Source organism: Psychrobacter sp. TB20-MNA-CIBAN-0197 (genome assembly GCF_040309765.1).
Lineage (GTDB): Bacteria > Pseudomonadota > Gammaproteobacteria > Pseudomonadales > Moraxellaceae > Psychrobacter > Psychrobacter submarinus.
The window spans coordinates 1-234 of the sequence record NZ_JBEOPC010001435.1; the positions used below are offsets into that span (position 1 = coordinate 1).

Consider the following 234-nt stretch of genomic DNA (forward strand, 5'->3'; position numbering starts at 1 on the left):
TGGTTATGCCATTTTTGCAGTTAATAATCGAGGCAGCTCGGGCTATGGTAAAACCTTTTTTCATTTAGATGATAAAAAGCACGGCACCGATGACCTACAAGATATTGTATACGGCAAAAAACATTTACAGAGCTTAGAGTGGGTCGATACCGATAAAATTGGCATTATGGGTGGTAGCTATGGCGGCTTTATGACCGCGGCAGCCCTTGCCTTTGAACCCGAAGAGTTTAAAGT

General features: G+C 42.7%; 1 protein-coding gene. It reads left to right on the forward strand.

All coding sequences use genetic code 11. The features are described 5' to 3' along the window. A partial coding sequence (locus tag AAEY83_RS18705; RefSeq protein WP_351061707.1) for a prolyl oligopeptidase family serine peptidase occupies positions 1-234 on the forward strand: 234 nt, incomplete at both ends.